An 18,174-nucleotide genomic window follows, 5' to 3' on the forward strand; every position below is an offset into this window, starting at 1 on the left:
AATGGCTCTGTGGTGCTCCATCCTAATGAGATGGCTACCCCCGCCGCCCCCTGTGAACGCCCGCTAAGCTTTCACAGGGGGATCTATCGGAGACCGCCGTCATGAACAAAGTAGCTATTGTCGCCATCGACCTTGGAAAGCTCACCTTTCACGTACATGAGCAAGATGATCACGGGCATCCGCTTCTGCGCAAAAAATTTAAGCGAGTGGAACTCCTCCAGCACCTAGCAAATCTCGAACCGTGCATCGTCGTGATGGAAGCTTGTGGCGGGGCCCATTTCATGGCGCAAGAAGTCGCCAAGTTAGGCCATTCGCCCAAACTGATAGCACCTCATCTCGTACGTCCCTATGTGAAAAGCAACAAAAACGATTTTGCCGATGCCGAGGCGATCTGCGAAGCAGCCAGTCGTCCAACGATGCGTTTTGTCCCCGTTAAAAACCAGACTCAGCAGGCGCTGGCAATGCTCAACTCGGTCCGCGACTCGCTCATCAAGGATCGCACGGCGACCGTCAATCGGATTCATGCCGCGTTTCTGGAAGTCGGCATCAGCCTGACCCCGGGCTATAAGTCGCTCAAGGACATACCGGCCCTGTTGGAAGCAAGTTCCTTTCACGGACTCATCCGCAAACTTGTGGCGGACTTGTACGAGCATTACCTCTACCTCAATCTGCGTATCAAGGTGTTGGACAAGGAGGTCGATTGCCAGGCCGCTGGAGATGATCTGGCCTCCCGCCTGATGACAATGCCATGCGTGGGGCCGATCACCTCCAGCGTCCTGGCCGCCGAAGTGGGCGACGGTAAGCAATTCAAATGTGGTCGAGACTACTCAGCCTCGATTGGGCTGGTCCCCAAACAACACTCAACGGGCGGGCGGACGGTACTTTTGGGCATCAGCAAACGAGGCGATCGAAATCAGAGACGCCTGTTCGTCCAGTGTGCCCAGACGTATGTGAACAGGCTGGATCGACAGGAAGGGAAGCTGGCTGATTGGGCTCGCAAGCTCCTGGCCAGCCACCGTCACCGCAATCTTGTGGTCTGCGCACTGGCCAACAAGTTCGCGAGGATCGCCTGGTCGATTGCGGCAAACCACACGGTATTCGATGCAGGGCCAAGCGCGATGAACGCTTGACCCTGCTGCTACCCGAGCACCACCCACCTGGTTTTGCGATGCTGAATAACAGATGACATGAACGGCTAACCGGCCTGACGAAAACCCTGGGCTCCCACACGGCTGCAAGGCCGTCACACTAATCAGGATCGTCGGGCATCGAATTCTCATCGAGGCGCAGGGACACAACTCCCCACTCAGACGCCGGATAGATGAAAGCAAGCCAAACACGCATCAAAGACAGTATTGCAGAAAAGGGGGTAACCATAGATGTGGGAGCGAGCCTGCTCGCGATGGGGCCTGCCAGGCAACGGAGATATCAGCCAGTACTTGCATCTTCCCCATCCCACCCGCATAACTGCCCCATGAATCAGCCCCTTGCAGCCGACCACGCCATGGCAGGCTTTCACCCCGCCGTCCGTGCCTGGTTCAGCCAGACCTTCCCTGCGGTCACGGCCGCCCAGGCCCGGGCGTGGCCGTTGATCGGTCAGCGTCGTTCGACCCTCGTGGCCGCCCCCACCGGCTCGGGCAAGACCCTCACGGCGTTTCTCGCCGTGCTCGATGACCTGGTGCACCAGGGCCTGGAACAGGGCGGCCTGCCGGACCAGACCCTGGTGGTCTACGTCTCGCCGCTCAAGGCACTGAGCAACGACATCCGGATCAACCTGCAAACCCCGCTGGCCGGCATCACCGAACAATTGCGGCAGATGGGCCTGCCGGCCCTGCAAATCACCACCGCCGTGCGCACTGGCGACACACCGCAGAAAGAACGCACGGCGATGCGCAGAACCGCGCCGCACATTCTGGTGACCACGCCCGAATCGCTCTACGTGCTGCTCGGCTCCGATTCCGGCCGGCAGATGCTCGCCAGCACCCGCACGGTGATCGTCGATGAAATCCACGCCATTGCCGCCAGCAAGCGCGGCAGTCACCTGGCCTTGACCCTGGAACGCCTGCAAGCGCTGTGCAGCGAACCGCTGATGCGCATCGGCCTGTCCGCCACGCAAAAGCCCATCGAAGCAGTGTCGCGCTTTCTGGTGGGCGAAGGTCGCTCGTGCGAAATCGTCGACATCGGCCATGCCCGTCCCCGCGACCTGGACATTGAGGTGCCGCCAGTGCCGCTCTCGGCGGTGATGGCCAATGATGTGTGGGAACTGGTCTACAACCGCCTCGCCGAGCTCGCCCGGGCACACCGCACCACCCTGGTGTTCGTCAATACCCGGCGCCTGGCCGAACGCCTGAGCCGCCATTTGAGCGAGCGCCTGGGCAAGGACGCCGTGGCCGCCCACCATGGCAGCCTGGCGAAAGAATTTCGCCTCGACGCCGAGCAGCGGCTCAAACGCGGCGAATTGCAGGTGCTGATCGCCACCGCGTCCCTGGAACTGGGCATCGACATCGGCGACGTCGACCTGGTGTGCCAGATCGCCTCGCCCCGCTCGATTTCGGCGTTCCTGCAACGGGTTGGCCGCTCCGGTCACCAGGTCGGCGGCACGCCCAAGGGACGCCTGTTCGCCACCACCCGCGACGATCTGATCGAGTGCGCCGCCCTGCTCGATTGCGTACGCCGGGGTGAACTGGACATCCTGCACATCCCCAAGGCACCGCTGGACGTGCTGGCTCAGCAGATCGTCGCCGAGGTCAGTTGCCAGGAATGGCAGGAACAGGCGCTGCTGGACACCTTTCGCCGTGCTGCGCCCTACGCCGAATTGGACGAAGGGCATTACCAGTCGCTGTTGCAGATGCTCGCCGAAGGCCTCAATGGTCGCCAGGGCGTGCGCAGCGCCTACCTGCACCGCGACGCAGTCACCCGTACCCTGCGCGGACGCCGGGGCAGCAAACTGACCGCCGTGACCAGCGGCGGCACCATCCCGGACAACGCTGACTACAGCGTGCTGCTCGAACCCCAGGGCCTGAACATCGGCAGCGTCAACGAAGACTTCGCGGTGGAAAGCATCGCCGGCGACGTGTTCCAGCTCGGCAATACCTCCTACCGCATCATTCGCGTCGAGACCGGCCGCGTGCGGGTCGAGGACGCCCAGGGCCAGCCGCCAACCATTCCGTTCTGGCTCGGCGAGGCCCCGGGGCGCAGCGCCGAACTGTCCCTGGCCGTGGCCCGCCTGCAAGCACAGCTCGATCAACTGCTCGGCGCCACCCCCGGCAATCTGCAGCCGGCCCTCGACTGGCTGACCGGCACCCTGCAATTGAACCTGGCCAGCGCCGAACAACTGGTGGATTACCTGGCCCCGGCTCGCCTGGCGTTCGGTGCTCTGCCTTCCCAGGACACGCTGTTGATGGAGCGGTTCTTCGACGAGTCCGGCGGCACGCAGTTGATCATTCATACGCCGTTCGGCAGCCGCATCAACCGCGCCTGGGGGCTGGCCCTGCGCAAGCGTTTCTGCCGCACCTTCAATTTCGAATTGCAGGCCGCCGCCAGCGAAGACGCCATCGTGCTGTCGCTGTCCACCAGCCACAGCTTCGAGCTGGATGAGGTCTGGCGCTACCTCAACAGCCACTGCGCCGAACAGATCCTGGTGCAGGCGGTGCTGGATGCGCCGCTGTTCGGCGTACGCTGGCGCTGGAATGCCGGGGTAGCCCTGGCCTTGCCGCGCTACACCGGCGGACGCAAGGTCGCTCCGCAGATCCAGCGGATGAAAAGCGAAGACCTGATCGCCAGTGTCTTTCCCGACCAGATCGCCTGTGTGGAAAACCTGGCCGGCGAGAGGGAAATCCCCGACCACCCACTGGTGGAACAGACCCTTGACGACTGCCTGCACGAAGCCATGGACAGCGAAGGCTGGCTGGCGCTGTTGCGGCGCATGGAGGCGGGCGAAGTTCGCCTGGTCAGTCGCGACCTGCCCGCCCCCTCGCCCCTGGCGGCAGAAATCCTCAGCGCCCGGCCCTACACCTTTCTCGATGACGCGCCGCTGGAAGAGCGCCGAACCCAGGCGGTGATCAACCGGCGCTGGAGCGATCCGCAATCCACCGACGATCTCGGCGCGCTGGACGCCGAGGCTATCCAGTCGGTCAGGGAGGAAGCCTGGCCGACCCCGGCCAACCTCGATGAAATGCACGAAGCGCTGATGAGCCTGGCCTGCATCGCCGACAGCGAAGCCCGAGCCCACGAATCGTGGCCGGGCTGGCTGCAGGCGTTGGCCGAACGCGGGCGAGCCAGCCATGTGCAGATCAGCGCCGAGCGCGGCCTGTGGGTGCCATTGGAGCGGCTGACCTGCCTGCAAGGGATTTATCCACAGGCCCAGTGGCAGCCCGCGCTGACACCCCTGGCCGGGTTCGATGAGGCCTGGGACAGCGACGAAGCCGTGGTGGAAGTGCTCCGCGCCCGGCTCAGCGCCTTTGGCCCGCTGCCGCTGACCGCCATCGCCTATCCGTTGGGGTTATCGACAGCGCAAGCCACCCAGGCCCTGGCGCACCTTGAACAACAAGGCTACGTGCTGCGCGGCCGCTTCACACCGGGCACCGGCCAGGAAGAATGGTGCGAACGGCATCTGCTGGCCCGCATCCACCGCTACACCGTCAAACGCCTGCGCCGGGAAATCGAACCGGTGATGCTGCAGGACTTCATGCGGTTCCTGTTCGACTGGCAACACCTGTCGCCGTCGACCCAGGGCCGGTGCAGCGCCGTGCTGCCGTCGATCGTCAGCCAGTTCGAAGGCTACCCGGCTGCGGCCTCGGCCTGGGACAGCGACCTGTTGCCGGCGCGGATCAAGGACTACTCCGCCAATTGGCTCGATGAATTGTGCCGCAGCGGCAAGCTGGTCTGGACTCGCCTCAGCGCCCGGCAGAAAGCCTCCGCCACGGCCCTGCGCAGCACGCCGGTGGTGTTGCTGCCGCGCAGTCAGGTCACCCTGTGGAGCAGCCTGACAGAGCAGACGCCGCTGAGCGAACTGTCCCTCAAGACGCAAAAAGTCCACCAGGCCCTGCGCGAACATGGCGCGCTGTTTTTCGACGAGTTGCTGCACGAAGCCCACCTGCTGCGCACCGAACTGGAAATCGCCTTGCAAGAACTGGTGGGCGCCGGCCTGGTTAACGCCGACAGCTTCGCCGGGCTGCGGGCGCTGATTACACCCGCCAGCAAGCGCCAGGCTCGCAGCAGCCGGCGTGGGCGCGGGGCGTTTGTCGGCGGCATGGACGATGCCGGCCGCTGGGCCTTGCTGCGCCGCAGTCAGTCCGCGCCGAGCGAAGGCAATCGACCCGCGTCGACACCGACTGAAACCCTGGAGCACATCGCCATGACCCTGCTGCGCCGTTACGGCGTGGTGTTCTGGCGTTTGCTGGAGCGGGAGGCGGATTGGCTGCCTAGTTGGCGCGAGTTGCTGCGCACGTTCCATCGCCTGGAGGCACGCGGCGAAATCCGGGGCGGGCGCTTCGTCAGCGGTTTGGCCGGAGAGCAATTCGCCCTGCCCGAAGCCATCCCGCTATTGCGCGAAGTCCGTCGCCGTCCTACCGACGGCAGCGTGATTGCGGTGTGCGGCGTCGACCCGCTGAACCTGGCCGGTACATTACTGCCTGGGACGAAAGTGCCGGCTCTGGCGAGCAATCGTCTGGTGTACCGCGATGGGGTGCCGGCGGCCGCGCAGATTGCCGGGAAGCTGCACTTCTGGCTGGAACTGGATGTGCAAGCGATGGGTGAAATCCGGGGCAAGCTCATTCAGAGAAATTGACGTGTCTGGGCGGCCCCCGCCTTTGGCTCCTCCCCTCCGTTTCGATGCACTGCCGTGATGGTTACCCACATGCGCCTCCCGACACGGGATCAGCGCCCTGCTGGGCGCAAACGAGCGCCCCCTCCTCCATCGGGCACTTCGTCGAAACTTTCCGCGCCGCTCGACAGTCATCTGCAAGACACCGGCAGTACGAGGTCATCTGGCACGGGAGGGACACATGACGGCAATCTACATCGGCATTTCCGGTTGGCGATACACGCCTTGGCGGGGGGACTTCTACCCCAAGGGGCTGACCCAGAAGCGTGAATTGCAGTTCGCCTCAAGAGCGGTCAACAGCATCGAAATCAACGGCTCGTTCTACGCCCTTCAGCGTCCCGAACGCTATGCCCAGTGGTATGCCGAGACGCCGCCGGGCTTCGTGTTCAGCGTCAAGGCACCGCGTTTCATCACCCACATCAAGCGCCTGCGGGATATCCACAAGCCGTTGGCCAATTTCTTCGCGTCCGGGGTGCTGGAACTCAAGGAAAAGCTCGGCGCCATTCTCTGGCAGTTTCCCCCCACCTTCAAATTCGACCCCGAGCTGTTCGAGGACTTTCTCAAGCAATTGCCCCACGACAGCGTCAGTGCCGCCGCCCTGGCCCGGGAACACGAGCCACGCCTGGACGGCCACGCCAGCACCGAAACCGATAAGAAGCGCCCGCTGCGCCACGCAGTCGAGATTCGCCATGAAAGCTTCATCGACCCGCGTTTCGTCGCCCTGCTCAAGCGCTACGACATCGCGCTGGTGATCGCCGACACCGCCGGAAAGTGGCCCTATCGCGAAGACGTCACCAGCGACTTCGTCTACCTGCGCCTGCACGGCGCCGAAGAACTGTATGCCAGCGGCTACACCGACGAGGCTTTACAACGCTGGGGCGACCGGATCGAGGCCTGGAGCCACGGCACGCAACCGGAAGACGCCCACTTGATCGACCCGAAAAAGAAACCCAGGGCGCGTAAGAGCCGGGAAGTATTCTGCTATTTCGATAACGACATCAAAGTCCGCGCCCCTTACGACGCGCGCCACTTGCTGGAGCGCTTCGACCTGGACAAAGGCCTCGCTACCACACCGGGCGAGCGACCTGCCGAGGGAGTACTGCCATGAGCACGCCTGGCCCTACCGAAGCGACCTGCGATGCAACCACCGAAGCTCACCAGAACCTGGCCCATGGCCTCGACCGGATCAGCCGCTTCACGGTCCTGACAATCAACACCCACAAAGGGTTCACAGCCCTGAACCGGCGTTTCATCTTGCCGGAGCTGCGCGAAGCGGTGCGCAGCGTGTCCGCCGACGTGGTGTTCCTGCAGGAAGTGCATGGAGCCCACGAACAGCACCCCCAGCGCTTCTCCAACTGGCCGAGCGTGCCGCAATACGAATTCCTGGCCGACAGTCTCTGGCCGCAGTTCGCCTACGGACGCAACGCCGTGTATCCGGCAGGCGACCACGGTAACGCGCTGCTATCGAAGTTCCAGATCGTGCGCCACGACAACCTGGACGTCTCCATCAGCGGCCATGAGAACCGCGGCATGCTCCACAGCGTGTTGCGTCTGCCGGGTGGCGACGGCCCGCAGATCCACGCCATTTGTGTGCACCTGGGGCTACGCGAGGGTCATCGTATCGAACAGCTGAAATTGTTGTGCAAACGCCTGAGCGAGCTGCCGCCCGAGGCCCCGGTGATAGTCGCCGGGGATTTCAATGACTGGCGCGGCAAGGCCAACGACCTGCTCGAACCCTGCGGTCTGCGGGAAGTATTCGCCGAGCAATGGGGCAAGCCGGCCCGCAGCTTTCCGGCGCGGCTGCCGATCCTGCGCCTGGACCGCATCTATGTTCGCAATCTCAAGGCCTGTCAGCCCAAGGTGCTGAACGTGCGTCCCTGGTCGCACCTGTCCGACCACGCGCCGCTGTCGGTGGAGATCGAACTATGAGCGCGGCAGTGAACAAGGCAACGGTGGAGCAGGTCGAGACACCGCCCACCGAGCGCGATCCGGCGCTGGTGGACGTCGAATACGGCTGGCATGGCAACAACCGCATCACCCTGCTGGAAAATGGCGAAGCCTATTTCCCTCGGGTGTTCGAGGCTATCCGCCGCGCCGAAAATGAAATTCTCATCGAGACCTTCATTTTGTTCGAGGACAAGGTCGGCCACGAATTGCGCGATGTGTTGGTGGACGCTGCCCATCGAGGCGTGCGAGTCACCCTGAGCCTGGATGGTTTTGGTAGCGGGGAGCTGACCCCGAACTTCCTGGCCTCGTTGAGCGACGCCGGTGTACGGCTGCAAATGTTCGACCCCGCGCCCCTTCACTTGGGCATTCGTACCAACTGGTTCCGCCGCCTGCACCGTAAGGTGGTGGTGATAGACGGCGTGATCGCCTTCATCGGTGGAATCAATTTCTCCGCCGACCATCTCGGCGATTTCGGCCCCGAAGCCAAGCAGGACTATTCGGTGGAGATCAAGGGCCCGGCGGTGGTCGATATCCATCACTTCGCATTGATGCAAAGCGGTCGTCCGGCCCGGGCCAAATACTGGTGGCAACGTCGTCGCAGCCGGCGCAGCGAGCTGGCTTTCAGCGACCATGACGGCCAGGTGCGGCTGGTCTATCGCGATAACCACGAGCACCAGACGGACATCGAAGAGGTCTACCTGCAGGTGCTGCGCAGCGCCAAACGGCGCGTGGTCATCGCCAATGCCTATTTCTTCCCGGGCTATCGGTTGCTGCGGGAGATCCGCAATGCGGCGCGTCGTGGTGTGCAAGTGCGGCTGATCCTGCAGGGCCAGCCGGACATGATGATCGCCAAGCTCGCGGCGCGGATGCTGTATGACTACCTGCTCAAGGCCGGCGTGACGATCTACGAATATTGCGAGCGCCCCCTGCATGGCAAGGTCGCCCTGGTAGACGAAGACTGGAGTACCGTCGGTTCGAGCAACCTCGACCCCCTTAGCCTGTCGCTGAACCTGGAAGCCAACGTGCTGATCCGCGACCGGGGGTTCAACCGCGAACTGTTCGAGCGCCTCGAACACCTGAGCCGCGAGTACTGCACCGCCATGCCCGCCAATCACGCCCCGCGGGGCCTGATCTGGCGGATGACCATCGGTTTCATGGTGTTTCACTTCCTGCGTCACTTCCCGGCCTGGGCCGGGTGGTTGCCGGCCCATAAACCGCGCCTGAAACCTTTTTCGCCGCCAACGGCGGTTCGGAGCGAACCCCATGAACCACTCTGAGGCGCACACCGCACCAGGCGATGCCCATGTCCGGGACGGGAGCAAGCCTAAATCACGCTGGAGCCGCTGGAAAAAACCGCTGACCCTGGCTTTCTTCCTGCTGCTGATTGCTCTGTTCACGACCCTGGCCAGGCGCATCGACTGGGCCGAAGTCTTCGACACGCTGGCCGCTTTCAAGGTACGGACCCTGATCATCGCCGCCACGCTGACCCTAGCCAGTTTCATCACCTATGCCTGCTTTGACCTGATCGGGCGCACCTACATCCGCCAGAAACTGGGTTGGCGGCAGATCTTGCCTGTGGGGGTGATCAGCTATGCCTTCAACCTCAACCTCAGCGCCTGGGTCGGCGGCATCGCCATGCGCTATCGGCTGTATTCCCGACTAGGGGTCAGCAGCGGCAATATCGCCAAGATCCTCGGCCTGAGCCTGGCCACGAACTGGTTTGGCTACATGACCTTGGCCGGGGCGGTATTCAGCAGCGGCCTGGTGACGATGCCGCCAGGCTGGAAACTGAGCAGCGATGCCCTGCAGGGCGTAGGTGCGCTGTTGCTGCTGGCAAGTGCCGGATACCTGCTGGCTTGCCGGTTTTCCAAGCGTCGTGCCTGGACGATTCGTGGCATGGAAATCAACCTGCCCTCGCTACGCATGGCTGTGCTGCAATTGGCCCTGGGGGCGCTAAACTGGTCGTTGATGGCGGCGGTGATCTTTACCTTGCTGCCCAGCAAACTGGAGTATCCGGTGGTACTCGGCGTACTGCTGATCAGCAGCATCGCCGGGGTCATTACCCATATTCCGGCGGGGCTCGGCGTACTGGAGGCGGTGTTCATCGCGCTGCTGCAGCACGACGCGTCCCGGGGCAGCCTGCTGGCGGGATTGATTGCCTATCGGGCGATCTATTTCATCTTGCCGTTGCTGATCACGGTAGTGATGTATCTGGTGATCGAGGCGAAGGCCAAGGCGTTGCGGGTCAAGCCTGGGCTCAAGTGATCATTGTTTGACCCGGCGTCATCGCGAGCAGGCTCGCTCCCATAGGATGGATGCGAGCCCATGTGGGAGCGAGCCTGCTCGCGATTGCGTCCGCATGGACAAACGACCCTCAACGCTCTTGAATGATGCTCAACCGCTCGCCCACCACCATTTCCGTGATCCAATCCACCAGGATCGAGGTGTAGGCCTGCTGTGAGATGGGATCGCTCAAGGCATGGTCGGCGCCATCGATGATCCGGTGGGTCAGCGAATGGGTCTGCTGACACGCGGCGCGATAGCTCATGATGGTTGCATGGGGCACATGGTCATCGGTTTCCGATTCCACCAGCAATACGTCGCCCGTGAACTGCGAACAGGCGTGTAGTGCGCGATTGGTACCGGCGTGCACCAGCGTACTGCGATAATCCAGCAGGTCGATCTTGTCCAGGTCGCGCTTGGGCGTGTGCCATTGCTCGTCGCGGTACAGCGCCGGTACCCGCAACGCCAGCCAGCGTACCGGTCGCAGCGAGGTCAGAATCGAGGCGAGGTAACCGCCGTAGCTGGTGCCGACCACCGCAATTGCCGACGTATCCAAGGCAGGATGAGCGAGCAGCCGATCGTAGGCCGCCAGCAGATCCCGCAAGTTGTCTTCTCGCGTCACCCGGGACAGAGGTATACCCGCCCCGCCGGTGTGGCCGCGCAAGTCAAAGGTCAGACAGACGCAACCCAGGCCGGCAATGCCCTTGGCCCGCTCCAGGTCGCGCTCCTGGCTACCGCCCCAACCATGCACGAACAACACACCAGGGACTTTCGACTTGGGGCTCAGGAAGGTGCCGTTCATGTGCTCGTCGTCGATCTCGATCTGAATGGTTTCACTTCTAGCCGTCATGGGAATGAACCGTTACGTATTTGAGTAGGAAATCACCGTTGTGCGCCGGCCCGCGGTACACCTGCGTGGCGCCGGAAGGCAACGGCTGGTCAATGTAGGTTTCCACCGAGGACACACGGACCACGCTGCTCGACGGGTCCTGGACGAATATTTGCAGTGCCGCCAGTTCTGCACTGCTGGCCCCGCCCATGCGCCAGGATTGCTCCAGCACGCCGCCACGGGGCTGGCCGCCGGTATCGATGCCCTGAGCAATGTCGTAGTTGCGCCGAGACGCAAAGAAACCCGGATAGGCTTGGTTGGCCGCATCGTCGAACACTTGCGCGAGCCGCACCGCTTCGCGCATCTCGTCGGGCAGCTCAAGCTTGAGCAACTCGATGTAGCCGCCCTGCACCACCAGCAGATCCGAGCCGCCGTAAACTTCCAGTCCTTCGCTGTCCCGGGTCAGGTGCTGCACGCCGCAATAGCTCAGGCTTTTGCCATGGATAGCACTCTGGCCGACGCTCTGGGTCCTGACCTCATCAAGGTTCTGCTCCAGCACCACACCGTCGCGGAACACGGCCTGGGCATCGGGATCAGCGGCAATTTCATCGAACTGTGCAAGGTCCCTGATAACCCGCTGGTCACGCCCGGCACAGGCATGAATCGGCTTGAAGCGAATCGGCCCGGCGTACAGCAGATGTTCGGCGGCCAGACGTGCATCCTTGAGTGAAAAGACACTCACGCCATCGAGCACCACACTACGGGCGAGCTTGGCAAACAGCGGCGACCAGCCGATGGGGGCGACGGCATGCTTATTCAGGAGACCGTGGGTGATGGCCTTGGTGCAGATGAAATCATGCTCGACGTAACCGCCCCACAGATCGTCCGGCCCCAAAACCCCCAGTTGCCGCGCAGTTTCCAGGCCGATCAGGGTTTGCGTAGGCAACAGATACAGATCGTGCCCGGCATGCTGGCGGCTGTCATAGCTGCCGCCGAATTCAACTTCCAGGATCTGCGCCAACCAACGCGCCAAGGCACGATTGGTTTCCACTTCATGAAGCGGCGCGTGAGGATTGACCGAATGGGCCACCACGGTTTTGTTGCGATTGACTGGCGTCATGCGTTGCCCTTTTACCTGCGCTCATGGCTGTAGGTAGATGGGTGCAGAGATCAGGCCAACAGGCGAGGCTGTGCGGATGGTCAAGGAAACGGGCATGTTTCAGAAGGTTGATAGCACCGCGCTTGTTTCATTCTGCACGATCTGCGGTGGACATCCCGCAAATTGCACGATGCTTTGAATCTGGCATTGTCCCCTGGGCGAGGGAGCAACTACTGTTTCGGAAGGCTTGGCGGACTCACCCCGAACTTTGCCCGGTAATCACTCGGCGCCAATCCGGTGATTTTCTTGAATGTCGCCCGAAAAGCGCTCGGGTCCTGATAGCCCACGGTCCAGGCTATGTGATCGATGGTGCCGTTGGTGAACTCCAGCATTTCACGGGCCTTGCCCACTCGCAGGTGCTGGCAGTATTCGGTGGGCTTGAGCCCGGTGGCGCTACGGAACCTGCGCAGGAAAGTGCGCTCTTCCAGACCCGCCTGCTCGGCCATCGCAGCCAGGGAGACGTCTACCGCGCCGCTGCCTTGCAACCAGTGTTGCACCTTGAGAATCGCCCCGTCGCCGTGCGCGAGGATCGGCGCAAAATTGCTGCCGCATTCGCTTGCGCTATCACTGTGCTCGATCACCAGGAACCGTGCCGTGCGCGTCGCGATGCTGGGACCCAGCAAGCGACTCACCAGCCGTAGTCCCAACTCCGCCCAGGCCATCAGCCCAGCGGTGGTGATCAGGTCGCCGTCGTCGACAATCGGCTTGTCGGCGTCGAGCTTGATCTTCGGGTAACGCTCGGCAAAGGTCTTGGCCGACGTCCAGTGGGTGGTGGCGCTACGCCCATCGAGCAGGCCGCTTTCAGCCAGCAGGATCGACCCTACGCACACCCCGCCCAACACGGTGCCGCCGGCATGCTGCGCCCGTAGCCAATCCATCAGCGCCTGGGAGACAAGCCCTTCGCTGAATCCGGCGATGGAGGGTGGAATCAGCAACGCAACCAACCGGCCCGCAGTGCCGGTTTCACTGTCGAACACCCGCTGCGGCACCTCGCCTTGCTCTGCCCGCCAATGGCTCACTCGCAGCCGTGGCAACTGCGCGCCGACCTGCTCGGCCGCGATCCGCTCCGCCACGGCAAACAGATCGGTCAAACCGTGCACCGCCGCCAGTTGCGCACCGGGGTAAATCAACACTCCCAGCTCAGCGACCGCCCTTTCCTGCGCCATTGTCAGTTTTCCCTCGCTTATTGTCGTTGCGGCCAATCCTCGAATTGGCGGCAAGAGCCGATACTGGCCCCACACACCTTATCGAGGAAGCCTCCATGTCCAAGCAAGCGCTCATCGTAGTCGATATCCAGAACGACTACTTCCCCCAAGGTAAATGGCCACTGAGTGGCGTCGAAACCGCCGCGGACAACGCCGCACGAATGATCGCAGCCTTTCGCCAGGCAGGAAATCAAGTGGTGCACATCCGCCACGAATTCACCTCCGAAGATGCACCCTTCTTCACTCCGGGTTCCCTAGGCGCGCAGCTGCATCCCAAGGTCCTCAACCAGGCCAATGAACCGGTGGTGCTCAAGCACTTCGTCAATGCATTCCGCGAAACCGAACTGCAATCCCTCCTCGACCATCACGGTATTACGCAACTGGTCATCGTCGGCAGCATGAGCCACATGTGCATCGACGGTGTCGCTCGGGCGGCGGCGGACCTGGGCTATGACGTCACGGTGATCCACGACGCCTGCGCAACCCTCGACCTGGAGTTCAACGGTGTCGTCGTTCCCGCCGCCCAGGTCCATGCCGCTTTCATGTCGGCGTTGGGGTTTGCTTATGCAAAGGTGGTGAGTACGGAGCAGTTCCTGGGGCTGGCGCAGCGTTAAGCTGCAAGCAAAAAAAACCGCGCTGGAAATCCAAGCGCGGTTTTTGTTTTTCAGCTTGAAGCAGCCGTTTTTCAGAACGGTTATGAACACCAAAAAGCATTAAACCCTATCGAGTGAGTGAGTGAATCTCTATCTCTTATGGGTCATTACAGAGTCAATAGTCACATCCACACTCATCACCGTAAAATTTTTTGTTAATTTTCGACCAAAAATGCTCTCAAAACTTTACAAAAATCGCTGGCCGTATCTCTTCGTACGGATCGTCTAAGCTGCGCCTAATTCCAGACGAACGGTATCTCCCCTCGGACATGCTCCCATCCCATTCCCAAAGACCTGCGTATGACCAAGAAAGCCTTCTTGAACCAGCAACAGTTTACCAGTCAGGCTCTGGCTCTGTGCTCAAATGCATGGACATAACCAGCGCACGCCGGTAGTGCAAAGGACTGGCGCTCAACGCTAGAGACAGAAGTCGGTCAGCAGCACCAACCAAGGCATCAACCCTCTCCCGAGGCACTGCTATATACGCAGTCAAACGTGTCCCGCTTGCGGTCATCGACCCTATCCCTTTTGGAGGGGCTATGTCTTGCTTCAGGCCAGGATCTGCGTAGAGCTGGCACTCGACCTCAGGGTATTTGAAGCTCTCCGGGTAGAGTACTTCGCCCCTCAGCGTCAGTATCATATGCTCATGACCTTCATTAGCCATCGCGACAATGACTGATTTCAGTGAGATTGGAAGCGGCATGGAGCAACATCGCATCGGGCATTGGCCACCACCACCACCACCACCACCACCACCACCACCACAGCGAGCACTAGCGCGCTGTGACTTCACCTGAGCCCTAAGAATCGGTGTAGTCGAGATGAGGAGTGCTACGGAGCAGTACAGCCTATAGCCATCATGGCATGTTATGCCTAAAATCTTGCTATTTCCCTATCCCGCTAGGCAAAATCTTCCCAGCCAAAACTACATCATTATGAAGCCATGTTTAACTTGCATCTTAGGCTCTACAGAGCGACTTCATAATCGATTTTTTCGGCTTGCTCTACTAGGTTTAGCTACTACCAATGCGTGGAAAGACAATCAAGACCTTAACAAGTCAATGTGTTAAAGGAATTACAGCGTGAAGGTTTCCAAAATCGTATTGAAAGGCGTTAAATCCTTTGAAAATGGAACTTTAGTCGAGCTTCCTCCCGACGTCCCGATGTCCGCATTTTCAGGAAAAAACGGAGCGGGAAAATCGACCATATTAAAAGCAGTATGGCTCACACAAAAAGCTCACTTCGTAAAGCTCTTAAATGACGAAAACATAAGCCAAACGTTTTCACAAGAAATAAAAAAATACCTCAATACAAAAGACGCATACATAAAAATAACCTTTGATAGCGAAGATAGTGAGCTTGAGATTCAGCTGTCCAAAGATAGCAGCAACCCATTGGGATATCGAATAAGCTACAATGATGAGGTATCGCTAACCAAGTACTGGAACCTTTCAACCCCAAATAACCTAGTACTATACATCGATGCAAGCAAAGGTTTTTCTGAAGGCACCCTGAAATTTGACGAAATAAATATCGAAGGCAACGACAAGAGCAGTCTAGTCCTAGAGGCGATTTTGAATCCGGAAGGTCTTTTCTCAGGAATATATCGTCAACTTGTAAAGGACTACGTTCATGACAGGCTGATCCCAAGCAAACCAGACAGGCTTCTTTATTACCATATCTCCTCAAAATTATTCACACACTTAATACCTACTGTAGAATTAAGAAACTTTAGTGGTAACCATACGCCTGGTGAATTTGTCCTTCTAGGAAAAGCAGGCGGAAACAAGGCCAGACCACTTTATGACGTAAGGGATTTCAGCTCTGGTGAGAAAGCGCTTCTCAGCACCCTCACATTTTTATGCATCTCAAAAACAGTAAGCACGCTGATTATTGACGAACCAGAAAACCATTTCCATGAGTCATTGCTACTTGAATTTATGAGCGTTCTGCATAGACTCTGCGAGAAAGGAGGAATCCACAAATGGATGGAAGGCTTGGAAGGACTGGGCAAAAAAGTCAAGTTAGACTGGGTCGCAGCAGAGTACAAAGATCACAACATTAATCAAGTACTAGTATCAACCCATTCAAAATCACTAATCTATAAATTTTTTCTTATCGGCAAGAATTATATTGTCAACCAAGGTATCTCCTCGATTTCTTATGAGGACGCTGAAGCAGAACTTCGGAACCTGGGCTTAAGCTCTATTTACAGTAAAGTTCTTTTGGTTGAAGGGGACGGAGACCACGAAGCACTAGAGCATACCCTTCAGGAGCAAAGTCTTCAGATCAAACCACTCAATGGCTCATCGGCAGTTATTGACACATTCAAGCGACTGGCGGAACTGAAAAACTTTGTACAGGACTCTAAGTTCGTTTTTCTGGTTGACTCAGACAACAAGCCAAATGAATTTTTTGACAAATTAGAAAAAATAGATCCTCAATATTACAATAGTAATTTTATAAAAATTGACCGACACGAGTTCGAGAACTATTTTCTAGATGCTCCAATAATAAAAACAGTATTAGACAGCTTTTTGGATATATCTGGTGAGCATGGTAAAAAATTAGATACTGCTACAATTGAGTCCAAGCTTCTAGATATTGCACGCGAGTCTCTGCCCACTGTCTATAAAAAGGAGCTTTCCCTCGCATTTCAGCAGGTGATTGAAAGAAAATTTTCGTCGTTGATTTGGGGAAACAAACACTTCGACTGGACTGACGCGGTGAAAATCCATGAACAGCTGACGATAAATACATTAACAGACTCGGAGTTCACTAATCTAAGGAGTGAGTTATCAACAGAGTCTGGCAAAGTGTTCGCAAACTACTCGACAATCAGTGACACTGACCTTCTGAGACGTTGCGATGGAAAACAAGTACTTTCCAAGGCTGCCGGTTACTTCGCCAGCACAGCAGGCGTGAACTCTCACACCTTTAAAAAAGCGCTCTATAAAACCGCATTTTCCATTCAGACCTCCGAAGCATCGAAACTTATCAGCAATATTTTAATTAAGTTTTCGTAGCCGAAATTTGTAAGGTAGCGCAATAGGCTCTGGCCAACCAGGGCCCGATTAGCAATTATGCATTTGCGGGCTTCCGACCAAAAAACACGATAAATCAATTTTTCTGGTTGCTAGCTGCCTCCACTTGATGGGCGTCGCTTAAACCAATGCGATACCACCAAGCTGGCGACACCAACGATCATGAAGGCCCAGATGAGGCACACAGATCCAAGCCTGGCCACGTGCAGATAGCGATCCATGAAGACTCTGAGAGGGCGCCCCCATACATTTTGACCGTAACCGCTTCACCAAACCCACCTTCACACCGCTGGTATGCTCGCCAACAAGCAGCTCAATAATCGCTAGTGCACCACCGGAGGTTTAGGCGAAGCTTTCAAAGGAACAAATGCAGGTAGCGTCGCTGCTGACTGATCCCGATAAAGCGGCAGCCATTTGCGAATGACATTGGCGTTTATGCCGTGGGTAATGGCAACGCTGGAGACGCTCACACCGGGTTGCAGGCATTCCTGAACAACCTGGGCTTTGAACGGATTGGTGTAAGAGATTCGTTGACACATGGAAATCCTGACGTTAAGGGCTATCGCATCCGCTTAAAAATAGTCGGACACCATCGCCCCTAATGCTGGAGTTCGGAAGGTGACTTCCCCAGACGCGTACTACCAATCGGGCTCTGGCTCGGTACCCAAATGCATAGACATAACCAGCCCACGGCGGTAATGCAAAGGTGTGGCGTTCAACTCTAAGGAAAGTAGTCGGTCGGCTGCACCAACCAGGATGTCTATCCGCTCACGCGGCACTGCTATATACGCCACCAACCGTGTCCCGCTCGCGGTCATAGACCCTATTCCTTTTGGGGGAGCTATGTCCTTCATCAATCGAGGATCTGCGTAGAGCTGGCACTCCACATCTGGGTATTTGAAACTCTCCGGGTAAAGCACGGTACCCTTCAGCGTCAGGATCATATGTTCATGATAGTGACCTTCGCTTGCCCTCAAATTGTTGGGCATTGCCAAGCTGAGCGACCAGGCAAAATCCCACCCAGACAGCTTGATTTGATAGAGGGTACGTTGCGTTTCGATCCTTGGTCGACCTCGCCGACCTTTAGATTTCTGCTGGGCTTTAGGGGGCATAGCGACCTCCACCAGAAAGGCCTGCATTGGGGATAGGATCCTGGCTGACCACAAAAGCATAGCCGTGGTAACGGCGGGAGCTCTGCTCTCAACTCTTGAGGGGGGTAGCCGTGAAGTT

General features: G+C 58.8%; 13 protein-coding genes. 8 read left to right on the top strand and 5 right to left on the bottom strand.

The genetic code is table 11. From position 1 onward, the window contains the following. Window positions 1-101 precede the first annotated feature (101 nt). The 6 genes from AD665_RS06440 (at window position 102) to AD665_RS06465 (ending at window position 10,036) form a co-directional block, all read left to right on the top strand. Window positions 102-1,130: an IS110 family RNA-guided transposase gene (locus AD665_RS06440; protein ID WP_053191422.1), complete on the top strand. Its 1,029-nt coding sequence runs from the start codon at window positions 102-104 to the stop codon at window positions 1,128-1,130. A gap of 344 nt (window positions 1,131-1,474) precedes the next feature. Beyond that, window positions 1,475-5,788 (top strand): DEAD/DEAH box helicase, encoded by a 4,314-nt coding sequence (locus tag AD665_RS06445; RefSeq protein ID WP_053191424.1) that lies wholly within the window; start codon window positions 1,475-1,477, stop codon window positions 5,786-5,788. Between the two features lie 217 nt (window positions 5,789-6,005). Then, the gene (locus AD665_RS06450; protein WP_053191425.1) at window positions 6,006-6,932 is read left to right on the top strand and encodes a DUF72 domain-containing protein; all 927 of its coding nucleotides are present in this window, start codon (window positions 6,006-6,008) and stop codon (window positions 6,930-6,932) included. Continuing rightward, window positions 6,929-7,753: an endonuclease/exonuclease/phosphatase family protein gene (locus AD665_RS06455; RefSeq protein WP_053191427.1), complete on the top strand. Its 825-nt coding sequence runs from the start codon at window positions 6,929-6,931 to the stop codon at window positions 7,751-7,753. The genes AD665_RS06450 and AD665_RS06455 overlap by 4 nt, the downstream gene beginning before the upstream one ends. Further along, complete coding sequence (clsB, locus tag AD665_RS06460) at window positions 7,750-9,048, top strand: cardiolipin synthase ClsB (RefSeq protein WP_024778344.1); 1,299 nt, start codon at window positions 7,750-7,752, stop codon at window positions 9,046-9,048. Before AD665_RS06455 ends, clsB begins: the two co-directional genes overlap by 4 nt. Beyond that, the gene (locus AD665_RS06465) at window positions 9,035-10,036 is read left to right on the top strand and encodes a lysylphosphatidylglycerol synthase domain-containing protein (protein ID WP_024778343.1); all 1,002 of its coding nucleotides are present in this window, start codon (window positions 9,035-9,037) and stop codon (window positions 10,034-10,036) included. Before clsB ends, AD665_RS06465 begins: the two co-directional genes overlap by 14 nt. A gap of 109 nt (window positions 10,037-10,145) precedes the next feature. On the opposite strand, the gene AD665_RS06470 is transcribed toward AD665_RS06465, so the two are convergent. From AD665_RS06470 to AD665_RS06480, 3 genes are all read right to left on the bottom strand, one after another. Next, on the bottom strand, window positions 10,146-10,904 hold the full coding sequence (locus tag AD665_RS06470; protein WP_024778342.1) for an alpha/beta hydrolase family protein: 759 nt from the start codon (window positions 10,902-10,904) through the stop codon (window positions 10,146-10,148). Continuing rightward, on the bottom strand, window positions 10,894-12,003 hold the full coding sequence (locus AD665_RS06475; RefSeq protein WP_024778341.1) for a DUF3182 family protein: 1,110 nt from the start codon (window positions 12,001-12,003) through the stop codon (window positions 10,894-10,896). The genes AD665_RS06470 and AD665_RS06475 overlap by 11 nt, the downstream gene beginning before the upstream one ends. Window positions 12,004-12,212: 209 nt before the next feature. Further along, window positions 12,213-13,208 (bottom strand): GlxA family transcriptional regulator, encoded by a 996-nt coding sequence (locus tag AD665_RS06480; RefSeq protein WP_024778340.1) that lies wholly within the window; start codon window positions 13,206-13,208, stop codon window positions 12,213-12,215. A gap of 95 nt (window positions 13,209-13,303) precedes the next feature. On the opposite strand from AD665_RS06480, the gene AD665_RS06485 reads away from it, so the two are divergent. Together AD665_RS06485 and AD665_RS06495 are read left to right on the top strand one after the other, a co-directional pair. After that, entirely contained in the window at window positions 13,304-13,861 is a 558-nt protein-coding gene (locus AD665_RS06485) for a cysteine hydrolase family protein (protein ID WP_024778339.1), read from the top strand. Between the two features lie 1,121 nt (window positions 13,862-14,982). Next, on the top strand, window positions 14,983-16,926 hold the full coding sequence (locus AD665_RS06495) for an ATP-dependent nuclease (RefSeq protein WP_053191430.1): 1,944 nt from the start codon (window positions 14,983-14,985) through the stop codon (window positions 16,924-16,926). Between the two features lie 341 nt (window positions 16,927-17,267). On the opposite strand, the gene tnpA is transcribed toward AD665_RS06495, so the two are convergent. Both tnpA and AD665_RS06500 read right to left on the bottom strand, forming a co-directional pair. Continuing rightward, window positions 17,268-17,483, bottom strand: a complete 216-nt coding sequence (gene tnpA, locus AD665_RS26735) for an IS66-like element accessory protein TnpA (protein WP_080996567.1) — start codon at window positions 17,481-17,483, stop codon at window positions 17,268-17,270. 99 nt (window positions 17,484-17,582) lie between these two features. After that, the gene (locus tag AD665_RS06500; protein ID WP_231995014.1) at window positions 17,583-18,083 is read right to left on the bottom strand and encodes a hypothetical protein; all 501 of its coding nucleotides are present in this window, start codon (window positions 18,081-18,083) and stop codon (window positions 17,583-17,585) included. Window positions 18,084-18,174: the final 91 nt, after the last annotated feature.

It is taken from the genome of Pseudomonas corrugata, assembly GCF_001269905.1.
Taxonomy (GTDB): domain Bacteria; phylum Pseudomonadota; class Gammaproteobacteria; order Pseudomonadales; family Pseudomonadaceae; genus Aquipseudomonas; species Aquipseudomonas corrugata.

Coding starts and splice junctions, on each gene's coding strand:
- AD665_RS06440 (WP_053191422.1), top strand. CDS start 102: ATGAACAAAGTAGCTATTGTCGCCATCGACCTTGGAAAGCTCACCTTT.
- AD665_RS06445 (WP_053191424.1), top strand. CDS start 1,475: ATGAATCAGCCCCTTGCAGCCGACCACGCCATGGCAGGCTTTCACCCC.
- AD665_RS06450 (WP_053191425.1), top strand. CDS start 6,006: ATGACGGCAATCTACATCGGCATTTCCGGTTGGCGATACACGCCTTGG.
- AD665_RS06455 (WP_053191427.1), top strand. CDS start 6,929: ATGAGCACGCCTGGCCCTACCGAAGCGACCTGCGATGCAACCACCGAA.
- clsB (WP_024778344.1), top strand. CDS start 7,750: ATGAGCGCGGCAGTGAACAAGGCAACGGTGGAGCAGGTCGAGACACCG.
- AD665_RS06465 (WP_024778343.1), top strand. CDS start 9,035: ATGAACCACTCTGAGGCGCACACCGCACCAGGCGATGCCCATGTCCGG.
- AD665_RS06470 (WP_024778342.1), bottom strand. CDS start 10,904: ATGACGGCTAGAAGTGAAACCATTCAGATCGAGATCGACGACGAGCAC.
- AD665_RS06475 (WP_024778341.1), bottom strand. CDS start 12,003: ATGACGCCAGTCAATCGCAACAAAACCGTGGTGGCCCATTCGGTCAAT.
- AD665_RS06480 (WP_024778340.1), bottom strand. CDS start 13,208: ATGGCGCAGGAAAGGGCGGTCGCTGAGCTGGGAGTGTTGATTTACCCC.
- AD665_RS06485 (WP_024778339.1), top strand. CDS start 13,304: ATGTCCAAGCAAGCGCTCATCGTAGTCGATATCCAGAACGACTACTTC.
- tnpA (WP_080996567.1), bottom strand. CDS start 17,483: ATGTGTCAACGAATCTCTTACACCAATCCGTTCAAAGCCCAGGTTGTT.
- AD665_RS06500 (WP_231995014.1), bottom strand. CDS start 18,083: ATGCAGGCCTTTCTGGTGGAGGTCGCTATGCCCCCTAAAGCCCAGCAG.